Below are 16,256 nucleotides of genomic sequence, written 5' to 3'. Positions count from 1 at the left end.
CCGAACGTCACTCGCCGAGGAGCGCCTGGTACCCGGCGGCGTCCAGCAGCTTCTTGAGCTCGGACTTGTCGGACGGCTTCAGCTTGAAGATCCATGCCTCGTACGGCTCCTCGTTGAGCAGCTCCGGGCTCTCGTTCAGCTCCTCGTTGACGGCGACCACCGTGCCGCCGACCGGCGCGTAGATCTCCGACGCGGCCTTCACCGACTCGACCACCCCGGCCGAGCTGCCGACCTCGAAGACCTTGCCGACCTCCGCCAACTCCACGAACACCACATCACCGAGCGCATTCTGGGCGTGATCGCTGATCCCGACCGTCACAGTGCCGTCGGACTCCAGGCGCGCCCACTCGTGCGACTCGGCGAACCGCAGATCCGCAGGGATGTTCGACACGGTTTGTCCTCCTTGGGATGGGTTGACCAGCTGCCTCAGCATGCCGGACTGCGCCGGGGAAGCGTCGGATTTCCCGCCGATGACTGACGAAATGTCAGTTCCGCTTGACAGGAGCCCCGAGGGTCGCCGGACGGCACCGATCCGAGGGCGCAGCAGACCTTCGGTGACGCCGGATCCTGTTCCGGATCCGGGCCGGGGTGCCATGTCGGGACTTGCCCGCGCGCTCCGGGAGTCGGACGACCGTCCGTGAGCGGCATCGGCGCTGGTCGGCGGACGGGACCTGGGACAGGATCCTTCCGGCCGTGCTGGCCGACGCCGACGCTCAGGGGCGGGTTGGTCAGCGTCGACTCGACCCCATGCCGCGCTCACCAGCACGCAGCCGGGGCTCCGCACAGAGCACCGCGGATCCCGAAAAAAGCTCAATGCACTCGGCAGCACCGCCCCGACGAGGGGCTCGGACGCTCCCGGGGCGGTCTGACGAGCAGAATCCATCTGGCCGGGGAAGGCGGCCGCCGGCTCTGCTGATCGCGCCGGGCCAGTGCGGTGACAGCCCCCGGCTGATCCCCGTTCTGGAGCGTGTTCGGGTCGAGCGCCTCGGTGGCGGCCCTCTGCGTACCCGTCCTGACCGCCTGGGCGGCGACAAGGCGCACGGCTCCCACCGCAGTCGTCGCTACCCGTGCAGGCGCCAGATCGAGCACACCATGCCGGAGCCCAAGGACCGGCGGGCCAACCGGCGTTGCGTCGATCCGGCTCCGTCGGTGGATCAAGTGTCCCAAGATCCGGACGTATCTGTCACCGTCCTCCGGGAGGAGATTCTGTCGCGATCTGTGCACCTAAGGTTGCGGATGACCAGCGAGAACCTCGATCCGACCAGGAGCCGGGATGGCATCCGACATTGCCGCAGTGGCTGCGGAGCTCACCATGATGGTTGCGGCCGATCACCGGGCCGCGCGCAATGCGAACAGTGAAGACCCGGCGGAGCAGTTGGCCTGGCGGCGCTTGACCGCGCAGCACGCGGACCGCCTCGGCGAGATCATGGACGCGCACGGATGGCCGACCGCGGAACTGGTCGGTGAGGACGCGGCCCGGGCCGCCTGGCTGATCGCCCAACACGCCGACCGGCAGCTCGACGTGCAGCGGCGCGCGTTGCGGCTGATGGAGCAGGCAGTGGCCGACGGCACCGCCAGCCCCCGGGATCTGGCCTTCCTGCGGGATCGCACCCTTGTGAACGAGGGGCGTGAGCAGATCTACGGCACGCAGATCGCCGGTGTGAAGGACGGCGCGCCGATCCCGTGGCCCTGCGAGGAACCGGAGCGCATGGACGAGCGCCGAGCAGAAGTGGGAATCCCGCCGTTCGCTGAGTACATCGCTCAGTTCTCGATCGCCTGAGTCACCCGGCATCCGGCGGATCACGCCCACGTCGGATCCGCCGGACAGACCCTAGACCGGGCGCCGTCCCCAGGCCGAGATCAGCGGGGCGAGTGTCAGGTCGAGTTCGCCCGCGTGGATGGAGGCCAGGTGGGCGTCGATCTCGGCGTCGTCGGACAGGTCGGCCGCGAGCAGCTCGGCGCGGACGTGGCGGATGGTCGCTGCCTCCAGGTGGTTGCAGGCCGGGCCGCCGACCGGGAAGGTGCCTGCGGCGGCGACGTCGACCAGGCCGGCCTCGCGCAGCGCTCGCGGTAGGGTCCGGCCGTAGCGCAGGTCCGCGCCGCGGCGGGCCAGCAGCTCCCGGACGGCGTCCCGCAGCCGGTTGGCGCGGCGCTGGGCGGGGCCGCTCTCGTCCAGGCAGGCGAGGGGTTGTAGCGCGGTGTCGGCGTCCTCGATGAGCAGCCAGCCGCCGGGCCGCAGCGCCGAGACCATCGTGGCCAACGCCCGGGCCCGGTCCGGTACATGGACCAGCACGAGCCGGGCGTGCACCAGGTCGAACGTCCCGGGCTCCGGCGCCGGGTCGGCGGCGACGTCGTGCTGTCGCACCTCGTACCCGTTGCCCGCCGTCAGCCACGACGGGTTGATGTCCGTCGCCAGTACGTGTCCGGTCGGGCCGACGGCCGCCGCCAGCGCCTCCGGCACGCTGGTGCCACCGGCGCCCACCTCCCAGCAGCGCGAGCCCTCCTTGACCCCCAGCCGATCGAAGTGCCCGCGCGTCACCCCGTCGAACAGCTCGGCCAGCTGGACGAATCGCTCACCCGCCTCGACGCGCGCATTGTCCAGCAGGTACCCGCGGGCGGACTCTCCACCGGGCGCGGTGGTGCTGTCCGTCGAATCCGGTCGGCCATCGGCTTGCGGCTGGTGTGGCGAGGAAGTCATGCCTCCATGGTCAACCCTCTCGGGCCGCGGGCGCCATGGCGACGGGGGAGTGATGCCTCACACAGCAGACGAACCCCACGCGTCCCACAGCGCCGCCACCGTCCCACGCCTGGGATCCACGCCTGACGGATCGTCATGAGCCGGACGCCGTCCGATTGCACCAGAGCTCGGGCGAGGTCGGCTTCGTCGTGCCGGACATCGCAGGGCGCTGCGGCCATCGGCCCTGCCCTCCACGCCGGGGAGATCGGATGATCGGCTCATGTCCATGAGCAAAGGCACCTTCGGCGACATCCCCCTGAGCACCCTCTTCCCCGAACTCACCACCACCGGCGCGGAATCAATGCGACGCGCCGCCCGTAGCGTCGGCGCGGCTCGGTCCGAGGTGGCCGAGACGACGTGGGAGTGGAGAACGGCGCATGCGGTTTTCGCGGGCCCAGTCGCGGGTGCTCGTGATCCTCCTCCTGTGCGTGGTGCATCTGACAAGTGGCAGCGACTGGCTGGAGTTCCAGCTTCAGGTGGGCTGGACGGCAGAGGGCCGGCACGAGGTGGCTGCCGTGGTCAACGTGGAGTGCCGGTGCGAGACCGACCACGGCAGCCATGGCGTCGAGGTCCTGAACTTCGCCGTCGGTGACGAGATGTCGCTGCCCGCGGCCTTCGAAGCAGGTGCCGCGCGCATGGCGGACTGGCTGGCCGACCCGCGCGACGCGGAATTCTGGCGGTCCCGCGAGTCGGCGCGTCGGGAGTAGGGCTTCGACCTCTCTCGTCCGGAGCGGAGCGGGGCGAGGCGGGCCGAGGCCGGGCCGGGAGCCCTGGACTCGCCCGTCGCTCACCACCCGCGCACGGCCGGTGTCCCGGCGTGGCGGAAAAACAAGCACGCGTGCTTGATTTGTTGGCGGTGCGGTGCCACGCTCGGTCGCGACCGGGTGGGCAGGGTTCGCCGAGTGCGGTGAACGGGTGCCGGGTGGCGGCGAGTTGGGGAGGTGTGCCGTGTTGCGGATCGGCAATGCTTCGGGGTTCTACGGCGACCGGTTCGCCGCGTTCCGGGAGATGCTGACCGGTGGGCCGTTGGATGTGCTGACGGGTGACTACCTGGCCGAGTTGACGATGCTGATCCTGGCCCGCGACCGGCTGCGCGATGCGAAGCTGGGGTATGCGCGGACGTTTCTGCGGCAGGCGGAGGAGTGCCTCGCGGAGGCGGTCGAGCGCGGAGTGCGGATCGTCGTCAACGCGGGCGGTCTCAACCCGGCGCGGCTCGCGGAGGCGCTCGGGGAGGTGACGGCAAGGCAGGGCGTCCGGGCCCGGATCGGGTACGTCACTGGGGACGAACTGCTGCCCCGCGCAGCGGAGTTCGGTTGGGCGGGGGAGGACCCGCGGCGCCCGTTGCTGGCCGCCAACGCGTACCTGGGTGCGTTCGGCATTGCCGAGTGCCTGCGCGGCGGCGCGGACGTGGTGGTGACGGGCCGGGTCACCGATGCCGCGCTGGTGGTGGGGCCGGGGATCGCGCACTACGGGTGGACGCCCGACGATCTGGACGCCTTGGCGGGGGCGGTGGTGGCGGGGCACGTGCTGGAGTGCGGGGCGCAGGCCACCGGCGGGAACTACGCGTTCTTCGCCGAGCACGGGGACCGCCTCGACCACCCGGGGTTTCCGCTCGCCGAGCTGCACGCCGACGGCAGCAGCGTGATCACCAAGCACCCGGGCACCGGCGGCGTGGTGACAATCGAGACCGTCACCGCCCAACTCCTGTACGAGACCGGCGGACCGCGCTACCTCGGCCCGGACGTCACCGCCCGCCTGGACACCGTGACGCTCACCGAGGACGGGCCGGACCGGGTGCGGATCGACGGGGTGCGCGGCGAGGCTCCGCCGGCCACCCTCAAGGTCGGTCTGAACCGTCTCGGCGGCTACCGCAACGAGCTGGTGTTCGTCCTCACCGGGCTCGACATCGAGGCCAAAGCGGCTTTCGTGCAACGGCAGTTGACGCGCGCCCTGACCGACCCGCCGGCCGAGCTGCGCTGGACGCAGGCCCGCACCGACCACCCGGACGCCGACACCGAGGAGCGGGCCAGCGCCCTGCTCCGCCTCACCGTCCGCGACCCGCAGGAGGCCAAGGTCGGTCGCGCGCTGACCGCCGCCGCCGTGGAACTCGGCCTGGCCGGCTACCCGGGCTTCCACCTGACCGCGCCGCCCGCCGCAGCCGCGCCCTACGGGGTTTTCGAGGCGCGGGAGTTGGACGCGAACGAGGTCGAGCACCTGGCCCACCTGCCCGGCGGCGGGACCGTCGCGGTCCGGCCCGAGCGGCCATCGGCCAGTGGCGAAGTGGCAAGGGAGGAGCCGCAGTTGCCACCGCCGGTGGAGGAGGACGGCCCGACCCGTCGTGCCCCGCTCGGTCTGGTCGCCGGGGCCCGAAGCGGCGACAAGGGCGGCGACGCCAATCTCGGCGTGTGGGCCCGCAGCGAGGCCGGCTGGCGCTGGCTCGCGCACACCCTCACCGTCGACAGGCTCCGTGAACTCCTCCCGGAGGTAGCACAGTTGGCGGTCGAGCGGCACGTGCTGCCGAACCTCCGCGCCGTCAACTTCACCGTCCACGGACTGCTCGGCGAAGGCGTCGCCGCGCAGGCCAGGTTCGACCCGCAGGCCAAAGCGCTGGGGGAGTGGCTGCGCTCCCGGCACCTCGACATCCCGGAGGCACTGCTGTGACCGTACTGTCCACCCGGCTGGACACCGGCGGGTCCGCGTACACTGCCGACCGCGCCGCCATGCTGGAGAAGCTGGCCGCGCTGGACGTCGAGCACGCCAGGGCGCTGGCCGGCGGCGGGCCCAAGTACGTGGAGCGGCACCGCAGTCGGGGCAAGCTGCTGGCCCGGGAGCGGATCGAGCTGCTGATCGACCCGGACTCGGCGTTCCTGGAACTGTCGCCGCTGGCCGCCTGGGGGAGCGACTACCCGGTCGGCGCGTCGCTGGTCACCGGGATCGGCACGATCGAGGGCACCGAGTGCGTGATCACCGCCAACGACCCCACCGTGCGCGGCGGTTCGTCGAATCCGTGGACGCTGCGCAAGGCGCTGCGGGCCAACGAGATCGCGCTGCGCAACCGGCTGCCGCTGGTCAACCTGGTGGAGTCGGGCGGCGCGGACCTGCCCAGCCAGAAGGAGATCTTCATCCCGGGCGGCGCGCTGTTCCGCGACCTCACCCGGCTCTCGGCGGCCGGAATCCCCACCGTGGCCGTGGTGTTCGGCAATTCCACGGCGGGCGGGGCGTACGTGCCGGGCATGTCCGACCACGTGATCATGGTGCGGGAGCGGGCCAAGGTGTTCCTCGGCGGACCGCCGCTGGTCAAGATGGCCACCGGTGAGGAGGCCGACGACGAGTCCCTCGGCGGCGCCGAGATGCACGCCCGCACCTCCGGCCTGGCCGACCACCTCGCCGTCGACGAACCGGACGCGCTGCGGCTGGCCCGCCGGGTCGTGCACCGGCTGCACTGGCGCAAGTCCGGCCCGGAGCCGATGCCTTGGTACGAGCCGCCGAAGTACCGGGAGGACGAGCTGCTGGGCATCGTCCCCGGTGAGCTGAAGGCGCAGTTCGACCCGCGCGAGGTGATCGCCCGGATCGCCGACGGCTCCGACTTCGACGAGTTCAAGCCGCTGTACGGCAGCAGCCTGGCCACCGGCTGGGCCACCGTCCACGGGTACCCGGTCGGCATCCTGGCGAACGCGCAGGGCGTGCTGTTCAGCCAGGAGTCGCAGAAGGCCGCCCAGTTCATCCAACTCGCCAACCAGCGCGACCGGCCGCTGCTGTTCCTGCACAACACCACCGGCTACATGGTCGGCCGGGACTACGAGCAGGGCGGCATCATCAAGCACGGCGCGATGATGATCAACGCGGTGTCGAACAGCACCGTCCCGCACATCTCCGTGCTGATGGGCGCCTCCTACGGCGCCGGGCACTACGGCATGTGCGGACGCGCCTACGACCCGCGGTTCCTGTTCGCCTGGCCCAGCGCCAAGTCCGCCGTGATGGGGCCGCAGCAACTGGCCGGCGTGCTCTCGATCGTGGCCCGCCAGTCCGCCGCCGCCAAGGGGCAGCCGTACGACGAGGACGCCGACGCCGCCATCCGCGCCATGGTCGAGCAGCAGATCGAGGCCGAGTCGCTGCCCGCGTTCCTCTCCGGCCGGCTCTACGACGACGGGGTGATCGACCCGCGCGACACCCGGACCGTGCTCGGCATCTGCCTGTCCGCGATCCACAGCGGACCGGTCGAGGGCGCGCGCGGCTACGGCGTGTTCCGGATGTAGACCAGCTCTCCCAACGGCCGACCAAGGAAAGCGAACTGACGCATGATCACCTCCCTGTTGGTGGCCAACCGCGGCGAGATCGCCCGCCGGATCTTCCGCACCTGCCGCACCCTCGGCATCGCCACCGTCGCCGTGTACGCCGACCCGGACGCCGACGCCCGGCACGTCCAGGAGGCCGACACCGCCGTCCGGCTGCCCGGCGCCGCGCCCGCCGACACCTACCTGCGCGCCGACCTGCTGATCCGGGCCGCGCTGGACGCGGGCGCCGACGCCGTCCACCCCGGCTACGGATTCCTGTCCGAGAACGCCGAGTTCGCGCGGGCCGTGCAGGACGCGGGACTGACCTGGGTCGGCCCGCCGCCCGCCGCGATCGCCGCCATGGGCTCCAAGACCGCCGCCAAACGGCTGATGGCCGCCGCCGGCGTCCCCGTGCTGAGCGTCGGGCCCCGGCCCGACGAGGCCGACCTGCCGCTGCTGGTCAAGGCCGCGGCGGGCGGCGGCGGACGCGGCATGCGGGTGGTGCGCACCCTCGCCGAACTGCCGGAGGCGCTGGCCGCCGCCCGGGCCGAGGCCGCGGCCGCGTTCGGCGACGACGAGGTGTTCTGCGAGCCCTACCTGCCGACCGGACGGCACCTGGAGGTCCAGCTGCTGGCCGACGCGCACGGCACCGTGTGGGCCGTCGGCGACCGCGACTGCTCGCTGCAGCGCCGGCACCAGAAGGTGATCGAGGAGGCCCCCGCGCCCGGCCTCGACCCCGACCTGCGCACCCGGCTGCACGGCGCCGCCACCGCGGCCGCCCGCGCCATCGGCTACCGCGGCGCCGGCACCGCCGAGTTCCTGCTCGCCCCCGACGGCCGGCTCGCCTTCCTGGAGATGAACACCCGCCTCCAGGTGGAACACCCGGTCACCGAGGCCGTCACCGGCCTCGACCTGGTCGCCCTCCAACTCGCCGTCGCCGAAGGCGAGAAGCTCCCGGCCACCCCGCCGTCCGCGCGGGGCTGCGCGATCGAGGCCCGCCTGTACGCCGAGGACCCCGCGCGCGACTGGCAGCCCACCGCCGGCACCGTGCACCTGCTCGAAGTACCGGGCGTGGACGTCGAGTTCGACACCCTCCCGGCCCCGGCGGGCCTGCGCCTGGACGCCGGAGTCGGGGAGGGCGCGGGCGGCGAGGGCGGCGCCGACCGGGTCACCGTCCACTACGACGCGATGCTCGCCAAGGTGATCGCCTGGGCCCCCACCCGCCGCGCCGCCGCCCGCCGCCTCGCCGACGCCCTGGCCCGCACCCGCCTGCACGGCCCGGCCACCAACCGGGACCTGCTGGTCCGCGCCCTGCGCCACCCGGCCTTCCTGGACGGCGCCGTGCACACCGCCTTTTTCACCGAGCACGCCGACCAACTCCTCGGCCAGGACGGCAAGTCCGCACCCCTCGCGGCCCTCGCCGCCGCCCTCGCCGACGCCGCCGTGCACCCCGGAGCCATCCCGTCCGGCTGGCGCAACCTGCCCTCCCAGCCGCAGCACAAGCGCTACCGCACTGCCGACGGCGCCGAACTCGACGTCCGCTACCGGCTGACCCGCGACGGCCTGCTCGCCGAGGACCACCCCGACGTCCAACTCCTCGGCAGCGCACCGGAGTCCGTCGACCTCGCGGTCGGCCCGCTGCGCCGCCGCTACCGGATCGCCCGGCACGGCGACCAGGTCTTCGTGGACGGTCCGACCGAGCACCACACCCTCACCGTGCTGGACCGGTTCCCGGACCCGGCTGCCCAGTTGGCCCCCGGGACGCTGCTCGCACCGATGCCCGGCACGGTCGTCCGGATCGCCGCCGAACCCGGCCGGCCCGTCACGGCCGGCCAGCCGCTGCTCTGGCTGGAGGCGATGAAGATGGAACACCAGGTCACCGCCCCGGCGGACGGCCTGCTAGCCGAACTCCCGGTCGCCGTCGGCCAGCAGGTCGAGACCGGCGCCGTGCTCGCCGTGGTCACCTCCTCCTGACGCCGACAACCGCGCACCACGCCGGTCGAGCGACCCCGCACGCCGGCCCACCCTCCGCCCGGAAGGACCCCCGATGTCCGCACCGCGCACCACCACCGCACCGCCCGCCTCCCCGCTGATCGAGTCCGAGGACCGCCGCGCCCTGCGCGAAGCCGTCGCCGCGCTCGGCCGCCGCTACGGGCGCGAGTACTTCCAGCGCAAGGCCCGCGCCAACGAGCCCGTCGAGGAACTCTGGGCGGACGCCGCCAAGTTGGGCTACCTCGGGGTCAACCTGCCCGCCGAACACGGCGGCGGGGGCGCGGGCATCAGCGAACTCGCCATCGTGCTGGAAGAGTTGGGCGCGGCCGGCTGCCCGCTGCTGATGATGATCGTGTCGCCCGCGATCTGCGGCACCGTGATCGCCCGGTTCGGCACCGAGGAGCAGAAGCGGCGCTGGCTGCCCGGACTCGCCGACGGCAGCAAGGTGATGGCGTTCGGCATCACCGAACCCGACGCCGGCTCCAACTCGCACCGGATCGGCACCGTCGCCCGCCGCGACGGCGAGGACTGGCTGCTCAGCGGCCGCAAGGTGTTCATCTCCGGCGTCGACCACGCCGACGCCGTCCTGTTCGTCGGCCGCACCGAAGACGCCCGCACCGGCAAGCTCAAGCCCGCCCTGTTCGTCGTCCCGCGCGACACCCCCGGCTTCGAGTACCGCGCCATACCGATGGAACTCACCGCCCCCGAACGGCAGTTCCAGGTCTTCCTGGACGACGTCCGGCTGCCCGCCGACGCCTTGGTCGGCGACGAGGACGCCGGACTGCTGCAACTGTTCGCCGGACTCAACCCCGAGCGGATCATGACCGCCGCCTTCACCCTCGGCATCGCCCGGTACGCCCTCGACACCGCCGTCGGCTACGCCCGCACCCGCACCGTCTGGGACCGCCCGATCGGCACCCACCAGGGCATCGCCCACCCGCTCGCGCAGTGCGCCATCGAGGTCGAACTCGCCCGGCTGATGACCCAGAAGGCCGCCCACCTGTACGACGCGGGCGACGACCTGGGCGCGGGCGAGGCCGCCAACATGGCCAAGTACGCGGCCGGTGAAGCCTCTTGCCGCGCCGTCGACCAGGCCGTCCAGACCCTCGGCGGCAACGGCCTCACCCAGGAGTACGGCCTCGCCGCCCTGATCACCGCCACCCGGGTCGGCCGGGTCGCCCCGGTCAGCCGCGAAATGATCCTGAACTACGTCGCCCAGCACACCCTGGGCCTGCCCCGCTCCTACTGACGCGCCGAGTGCTGACGCATCGACAGGAAGCCTCCGTGCACCGGCGCGTGACCCGATTCGACATCCGGCCGGCCCGCGCCGGCGCCGCGGGCTACGCTCCCGTCATGACGATCATGAACACCGCGGACAGCCGCCGCCAGGACGCCGAACTCGCCCGCCGCGCCGCGGAGGCCGGGGCCGAGGCGGTCCGCGCCCACGCCTGGGCCACCGCGGAGCGGCACCACAAGGGCGGCGGCGACTTCGCCACCGCCGCCGACCTGGCCGCCGAGGCCGCCATCCTCGACCTGCTGCGCGCCGCCCGCCCGGACGACGCGTTCACCGCCGAGGAGAGCGGCCGCACCGGAGCGGCCGACGCCGATCGGCGATGGCTGATCGACCCGCTCTGCGGCACCCTCAACTACGCCGTCGGCACCCACCTGGTGGCCGTCAACGTGGCCCTGCGCGAAGGCGGGCGGACGGTCGCCGCTGCCACCGCCGACCCGTACACGGGGGAGACCTACTGGACCGACGGCGAACGGGCGCACCTCCGCCACGACGGCCGGGACACCCCGCTGGTCCCGTCCGCGCAGTCCGCCCTGGTCGACCTCAACCTCGACCCGCCCTACCCGAACGCCGCGGCCTTCCGCGCCGCGAACCTGCTCACCGACCCCGAGTTCGAGGCCGCGTTCCGCCCGAGGGTGGTCTCCAGCACGCTCGCCGTCGCCTGGGTCGCCGCCGGCCGGCGCGCCGCCTACGTCACCGACGGGCACCTCGTCGACAGCGTGCACTTCGCGGCGGGCCTCGCCCTGTGCGAAGCGGCCGGCTGCACCGTCACCGACCTGCGCGGCAAGCCCCTGCACAGCGGCGAGGGCGGCCTGCTGGCCGCCGCCGACCCCGACACCCACGCCCGACTGCTCGACCTGGTCGACCGCCAGTACCGCCGGTGACCACCGCCGCGCGACCCCCCGAACCCGCCACGCGCCCTGCCCGCGCCCCTCCCGGCCCGGGCAACCTTGCCAGCGGCGCGCACCGCCCCGTACCACCAGCGCCGATGACCAGCGCCGCCCCTACCGACCGCCGAGCCCGCCCCGGAGGCCCGCATGGTGTTCCACAGCGACTGTCCGACCATCGCCCCGCTCGACCGCGCCATCCACGACGCCGTCCTCGGCGACTGCGCCGTGGGCGAGCATGCCGAGCTGCCCGCCCTGATCGACGCACTGACCGGACGGACCGTCAGTTACCGCGAACTGGACGGAAGCAGCCGCCGGATCGCCGCCGGTCTGGCCGCGGCGGGCGTCGGCAAGGGCGAGGTGGTGGCGCTGTTCAGCCCGAACTCGGTGGCCTACCCGCAGGCGTTCTACGGCATCACCCGCACCGGCGCCACCGTCACCCCGGTCAGCTCGCTCGCCACCGCCGCCGAACTCGCCGCCCAGCTGCGCGACTCCGGGGCGCGGTGGGTCATCACCGTCGCCGCGTTCCTGCCCGTCGCACTGGAGGCCGCCACCGCCCACCCGGTCGCCGAGATCTTCGTCTGCGACCGGGCCGAGGGCCACCGCTCGCTCGCCGACCTGGCCGCCACCGACGCCCCCGAGCCGACGCCGGAGTTCGACCCGGCCGCCGACCTCGCCGTGCTGCCGTACTCCAGCGGCACCACCGGCCTGCCCAAGGGCGTGATGCTCACCCACCGCTCGGTCTCCACCAACCTCGCCCAGGTCGACGCGCTGCTGCGGACCGCCCCGGGCGAACGCATCCTCGCCGTCCTCCCGTTCTTCCACATCTACGGCCTGACCGCCCTGCTCAACCGCCCGCTGCGGGCCCGCTCCACCGTCGTCGTGCTGCCCCGCTTCGACCTGGAGCAGTTCCTGACGGCGATTCAGGACCACCGCATCGAAGCGGTGTACGTGGCCCCGCCGATCGCCCTCGCACTGGCCAAGCACCCGCTGGTGGACCGCTTCGACCTGTCCTCGGTCCGCTACGTGCTCAGCGCCGCCGCCCCGCTGGACGCCGAACTCGCCGCCGCCTGCGCCCGGCGCCTCGGCCTGCCGCACCTGCTCCAGGCCTACGGCATGACCGAACTCTCCCCGGCCACCCACATCGTCCCGCCGCACGACCCGCACCCGCCGGTCGGCACCGTCGGCCGCCTGGTCCCCGGCACCGAACTGCGGGTGCTGTCCCTCGACGAGCCGCGCCGCGACCTCGGCCCCGGCGAGGACGGCGAACTGCTGTTCCGCGGCCCGCAGGTGATGAAGGGCTACTTCGGCCGGGAGTCCGACACCGCCGCCACCGTCGACGCCGACGGCTGGCTGCACACCGGTGACGTCGGCCACGTCGACCAGGACGGCTACCTGTACATCGTCGACCGGGTCAAGGAGCTCATCAAGTACAAGGGCTACCAGGTCGCCCCCGCCGAACTGGAGGCCCTGCTGCTCACCCACCCGTCGATCGCCGACGCCGCGGTGATCGGCGTCACCGACGCCGACGGCACCGAACGACCCAAGGCGTACGTGGTGCCCGCGTTCGGCTGCGAGCTCGCCGAGCAGGAGGTCGTCGAGTACGTGGCCCGCCGGGTCGCCCCGTACAAGAAGGTGCGCGAGGTGGAGTTCCTGGACGCCGTCCCCCGGTCCGCCAGCGGCAAGATCCTCCGCCGCGAACTGCGGGACCGCACCGGCCGCCAATGACGGTCTGCGAGGATCGGGACGCGCCAACCGCCCAGCCGAGCAGGAGCCGCCGATGACGACCAGCACCCCCGCCGCCCGCGCGCCCCAGCAGGACCGCAGCCGGGCCACCCGCCGCCGACTGCTGGAGGCGGCGGTGGAGTGCCTGGCCGAGGTCGGCTGGAACGGCTCCACCGTCGCCGTGGTCGCCGAACGGGCCGGCGTCACCCGCGGCGCGGCCCAGCACCACTTCCGCACCCGCGAGGACCTGTTCACCGCAGCCGTCGAACACGTCGCCGCCGAGCGGCTGGCCGCCGTCCTGGCGCACGTCCGGGAGTTGCCGCCGCCCGGACCGGAGCGGACCGAGGCGGTGGTGGAGATGATCGTCCGGCTCTACACCGGCCCGCTGTTCCGGGCCGCGCTGCACCTGTGGGTGGCCGCCGCCACCGAGCAGCCGCTGCGCGAACGGATCGTCAGTCTGGAGAACCACGTCGGCCGCGAGGCGCACCGGGCCGCCGTCGAATGCCTGGGCGCCGACGAGAGCGCCACCGGCGTCCGGGAGACCGTCCAGGCGACCCTGGACCTCGCCCGCGGCCTCGGCCTGGCGAACCTGCTCACCGACGACGGGCCGCGCCGGGCCGGCATCGTCCGCCAGTGGTCCCGCCTGCTGGACGCCGCGCTGGCCGGTTGAGCACCCCCGAAACGGCCCTGACCGGCCGTGACCACCGGCAGATCACCGTCATCCCCTTGCCCGGAAAGGCCCGGATCGAGGAGACTCTCACCTTCGGTCACGTCGCCCGCACGATCACCAGTCGCAGGCGTGCGACAGGCCATGCAGTCTGGTGGGAGCCGGAACGACCGGCAGACCGGGGAAGGTACCGGGCAGGTGGCCAACTGAGCACGCACGGATTCGAACAGACGCCCGGCGGCGACGCGGCGGGTGCTGCTTCCGCGCGCCTGGCCGGGCACCGCCTGGTCCCGCTGGCCACCGCGCTGGTCCAGGACGACGGCCGCATCCTGCACTGGAGCGAGGAGGCCGAGGCGCTCACCGGCTGGTCGGCCCGCGACGCCCTCGGCGAGCACCCCGTCCGGCTGCTGCTCGCCGACGAGGGGGCGGAGGCGGGCGAGAGGCTGTTCGGCAAACTGCTCGCCCGCGGCTGGTCCGGCACCCACCCGGTCCGCCGCCGGGACGGCTCCACCGTCGAACTGGAGTTCCACACCTATCCGATCGTGGAGCCCGACGGCCGCACCCTGCTGCTGGCCACCGCCTCCGACGTGCACGCCCTGCACGAGGTGGAGTCCGACCTGGCGGTCTTCGACGGCTTCTTCAACCAGTCGCCGATCGGCCTCGCGGTCTACGACACCGACCTGCGCTTCGTCCGGCTCAACGGGGCGCTCGCCCGGATCAACGGCCTCACCGTCGAGCAGCACCTCGGCCGGCGGATCACCGCCGTGCTGCCCGGCATCAACGCCGCCGAGGTCGAAGCCGTCATGCGGCAGGTGCTGGCCACCGGAAAACCCGTCATAGACGCCCGCTCGCACGGCCGCGTCCCCGCCGACCCGCACCACGACCGGGCCTGGTCGGCGTCCTACTTCCGGCTGGAGGACTCCACCGGCCGGGTGCTGGGCGTCTCCTCCTCGATCATCGACGTCACCGAGCGCTTCCAGGCCGAGGCCCGCGCCGCCCGGGCCCAGGAACGCCTGGCGCTGATCGCCTCCGCCAGCGCCCGCATCGGCACCACCCTCGACCTGCAGCGCACCGCCGAGGAACTGGTCGAGGCGGTCGTCCCGCGGTTCGCTGACTTCGCCACCCTCGACCTGCTCGAACCCGTCGTCCGCGGCGACGAACCCGCCCCGCTCCAGCCGGGCAAGGCCGTCCAGGTCCGCGCGCTGGCCGTCGGCGAGGCCTACGGCACCAGCCTGACCGGCGCCGCCGACCAGGTCGGCGGCACCGCCGAGTACGGCCCCGAACGCACCTACACCCAGTGCCTGCGCAGCGGCCGCCCGCTGTTCCGGCCGAAGGTCGACGAGGAGGTGCTGCGCGGCATCGTGCCCAGCGAGGACCGGGTCGCCCCCGGCCTCGCCGCCGGTATCCACTCCTACCTGCTGGTGCCGGTGATCGCCCGCGGCATGGTGCTCGGCGGCGCCGAGTTCATCCGCACCCGCAATCCCGAGCCGTTCGGCGCCGCCGACGTCTCGCTCGCCGAGGAACTCGTCGCCCGCACCGCCCTCGCCATCGACAACGCCCGGCTCTACCGGCGCGAACGCGAGACCGCCCTCACCCTGCAGCGCAGCCTGCTGCCGCAGGAGATCCACCGCACCCTCGGCCTGGAGATCGCCCACCGGTACCTGCCCTCCAGCGTGGTCAGCGAGGTCGGCGGCGACTGGTTCGACGTGGTCCCGCTGTCCTGCGGACGGGTCGCCCTGGTGGTCGGCGACGTGATGGGCCACGGCATCCGGGCCGCCGCCACCATGGGCCAGCTGCGCACCGTCGCCCGCACCCTGGCCACCCTCGACCTGTCGCCCGAACAGGTCCTCGGCCGGCTCGACGAGACCGCCTCGGCGATCGGCGACGGCCAGTTCGCCACCTGCGTGTGCGCCGTCTACGACCCCGTCGACCGCAGCGTGGTGATCGCCTCCGCCGGCCACCTCCCGCCGGTGCGGGTCGACCTCGACGGCACCTCCCACGTGATGCACCTGCCGCCCGGCGTCCCGCTCGGCATCGGCGGCGGCGCGTTCGAATCCACCGAGTTCACGCTGCCCGCCGGATCGACCTTCGCGCTCTACACCGACGGCCTGGTCGAGCGCCGCGGCCGCGACATCGACGAGGGCATCGACCTGCTCGCCCGCACCCTCGCCACCCCCGGCCGCACCCTGGAGGAGAGCTGCGACGCGGCCCTGTCCGCGCTGGTCACCGACGGCACCGAGGACGACATCGCGATGATCATGGCCCGGGCGCTGCCCGTGCCCGCCGACCGGATCGCCACCTTGGTCCTCCCCACCGAGGGCCCGCTGCCCGCCCGCGCCCGCCGCTTCACCCGCGCCACCCTGGACGGCTGGGGCCTGTCCACCCTCACCGACTACGCCGAACTCGTGGTCAGCGAACTCGTCACCAACGCCCTGCTGCACGCCGACGCCCCCCGCCGGCTGCGCCTGTTCCGCGACCGCACCCTCACCCTGGAGGTCTCCGACGCCGGCGGCCAGCCGCCCCGGCTGCGCAGCTCCGCCGAGGAGGACGAGGGCGGCCGCGGCATCCACCTGGTCAGCGAACTCGCCCACCGCTGGGGCACCCGCCCCACCAAGCACGGCAAGGTGGTCTGGGCGGAGATCGAACTGCCCTACCGGCCCGGCTGAACCGGGCCCGCAGGCAC

General features: G+C 73.3%; 12 protein-coding genes and 1 pseudogene. 11 read left to right on the top strand and 2 right to left on the bottom strand.

Annotated features, from left to right (window positions below; all coding sequences use genetic code 11):
* Positions 1 to 7: 7 nt before the first annotated feature.
* A complete protein-coding gene (gcvH, locus tag CG736_RS01375) occupies positions 8 to 433 on the bottom strand; it encodes a glycine cleavage system protein GcvH (RefSeq protein ID WP_369879719.1) in 426 nt (141 codons plus the stop codon).
* Between the two features lie 131 nt (positions 434 to 564).
* Here gcvH and CG736_RS01370 point away from each other — a divergent pair.
* Together CG736_RS01370 and CG736_RS01365 are read left to right on the top strand one after the other, a co-directional pair.
* Positions 565 to 1,128 (top strand): annotated as a pseudogene (locus tag CG736_RS01370) (IS5 family transposase); the annotation flags it as partial.
* Between the two features lie 145 nt (positions 1,129 to 1,273).
* Positions 1,274 to 1,780: a DUF6624 domain-containing protein gene (locus CG736_RS01365; protein WP_100584279.1), complete on the top strand. Its 507-nt coding sequence runs from the start codon at positions 1,274 to 1,276 to the stop codon at positions 1,778 to 1,780.
* A gap of 51 nt (positions 1,781 to 1,831) precedes the next feature.
* On the opposite strand, the gene CG736_RS01360 is transcribed toward CG736_RS01365, so the two are convergent.
* A complete protein-coding gene (locus tag CG736_RS01360; protein WP_100584278.1) occupies positions 1,832 to 2,698 on the bottom strand; it encodes a methyltransferase domain-containing protein in 867 nt (288 codons plus the stop codon).
* 416 nt (positions 2,699 to 3,114) lie between these two features.
* Here CG736_RS01360 and CG736_RS01355 point away from each other — a divergent pair, with 416 nt between their 5' ends.
* From CG736_RS01355 to CG736_RS01315, 9 genes are all read left to right on the top strand, one after another.
* The gene (locus CG736_RS01355) at positions 3,115 to 3,444 is read left to right on the top strand and encodes a hypothetical protein (RefSeq protein WP_100584277.1); all 330 of its coding nucleotides are present in this window, start codon (positions 3,115 to 3,117) and stop codon (positions 3,442 to 3,444) included.
* A gap of 241 nt (positions 3,445 to 3,685) precedes the next feature.
* Positions 3,686 to 5,398 (top strand): acyclic terpene utilization AtuA family protein, encoded by a 1,713-nt coding sequence (locus CG736_RS01350; RefSeq protein WP_100584276.1) that lies wholly within the window; start codon positions 3,686 to 3,688, stop codon positions 5,396 to 5,398.
* A complete protein-coding gene (locus CG736_RS01345) occupies positions 5,395 to 6,993 on the top strand; it encodes an acyl-CoA carboxylase subunit beta (RefSeq protein WP_100584275.1) in 1,599 nt (532 codons plus the stop codon). The genes CG736_RS01350 and CG736_RS01345 overlap by 4 nt, the downstream gene beginning before the upstream one ends.
* A gap of 42 nt (positions 6,994 to 7,035) precedes the next feature.
* Positions 7,036 to 8,985 (top strand): biotin carboxylase N-terminal domain-containing protein, encoded by a 1,950-nt coding sequence (locus tag CG736_RS01340; protein WP_100584274.1) that lies wholly within the window; start codon positions 7,036 to 7,038, stop codon positions 8,983 to 8,985.
* Positions 8,986 to 9,058: 73 nt separating this feature from the next.
* Positions 9,059 to 10,252 carry an acyl-CoA dehydrogenase family protein gene (locus CG736_RS01335; protein ID WP_100584273.1) on the top strand — a complete coding sequence of 398 codons (1,194 nt, stop codon included), beginning with the start codon at positions 9,059 to 9,061 and terminating at the stop codon, positions 10,250 to 10,252.
* Between the two features lie 113 nt (positions 10,253 to 10,365).
* Complete coding sequence (locus CG736_RS01330; protein ID WP_198520358.1) at positions 10,366 to 11,178, top strand: inositol monophosphatase family protein; 813 nt, start codon at positions 10,366 to 10,368, stop codon at positions 11,176 to 11,178.
* Positions 11,179 to 11,331: 153 nt separating this feature from the next.
* On the top strand, positions 11,332 to 12,909 hold the full coding sequence (locus tag CG736_RS01325) for an AMP-binding protein (protein WP_100584272.1): 1,578 nt from the start codon (positions 11,332 to 11,334) through the stop codon (positions 12,907 to 12,909).
* A 52-nt stretch (positions 12,910 to 12,961) separates the two neighbouring features.
* Positions 12,962 to 13,576: a TetR/AcrR family transcriptional regulator gene (locus CG736_RS01320; RefSeq protein ID WP_100584271.1), complete on the top strand. Its 615-nt coding sequence runs from the start codon at positions 12,962 to 12,964 to the stop codon at positions 13,574 to 13,576.
* A complete protein-coding gene (locus tag CG736_RS01315) occupies positions 13,573 to 16,239 on the top strand; it encodes a SpoIIE family protein phosphatase (protein ID WP_198520316.1) in 2,667 nt (888 codons plus the stop codon). The genes CG736_RS01320 and CG736_RS01315 overlap by 4 nt, the downstream gene beginning before the upstream one ends.
* Positions 16,240 to 16,256 lie beyond the last annotated feature (17 nt).

Origin of the sequence: Kitasatospora sp. CB02891 (assembly GCF_002803145.1) — a bacterium.
GTDB lineage: Bacteria > Actinomycetota > Actinomycetes > Streptomycetales > Streptomycetaceae > Kitasatospora > Kitasatospora griseola.
The sequence above is the reverse complement of the archived record's forward strand: the minus strand, read 5'-3'. Positions and strand labels throughout refer to the sequence as shown.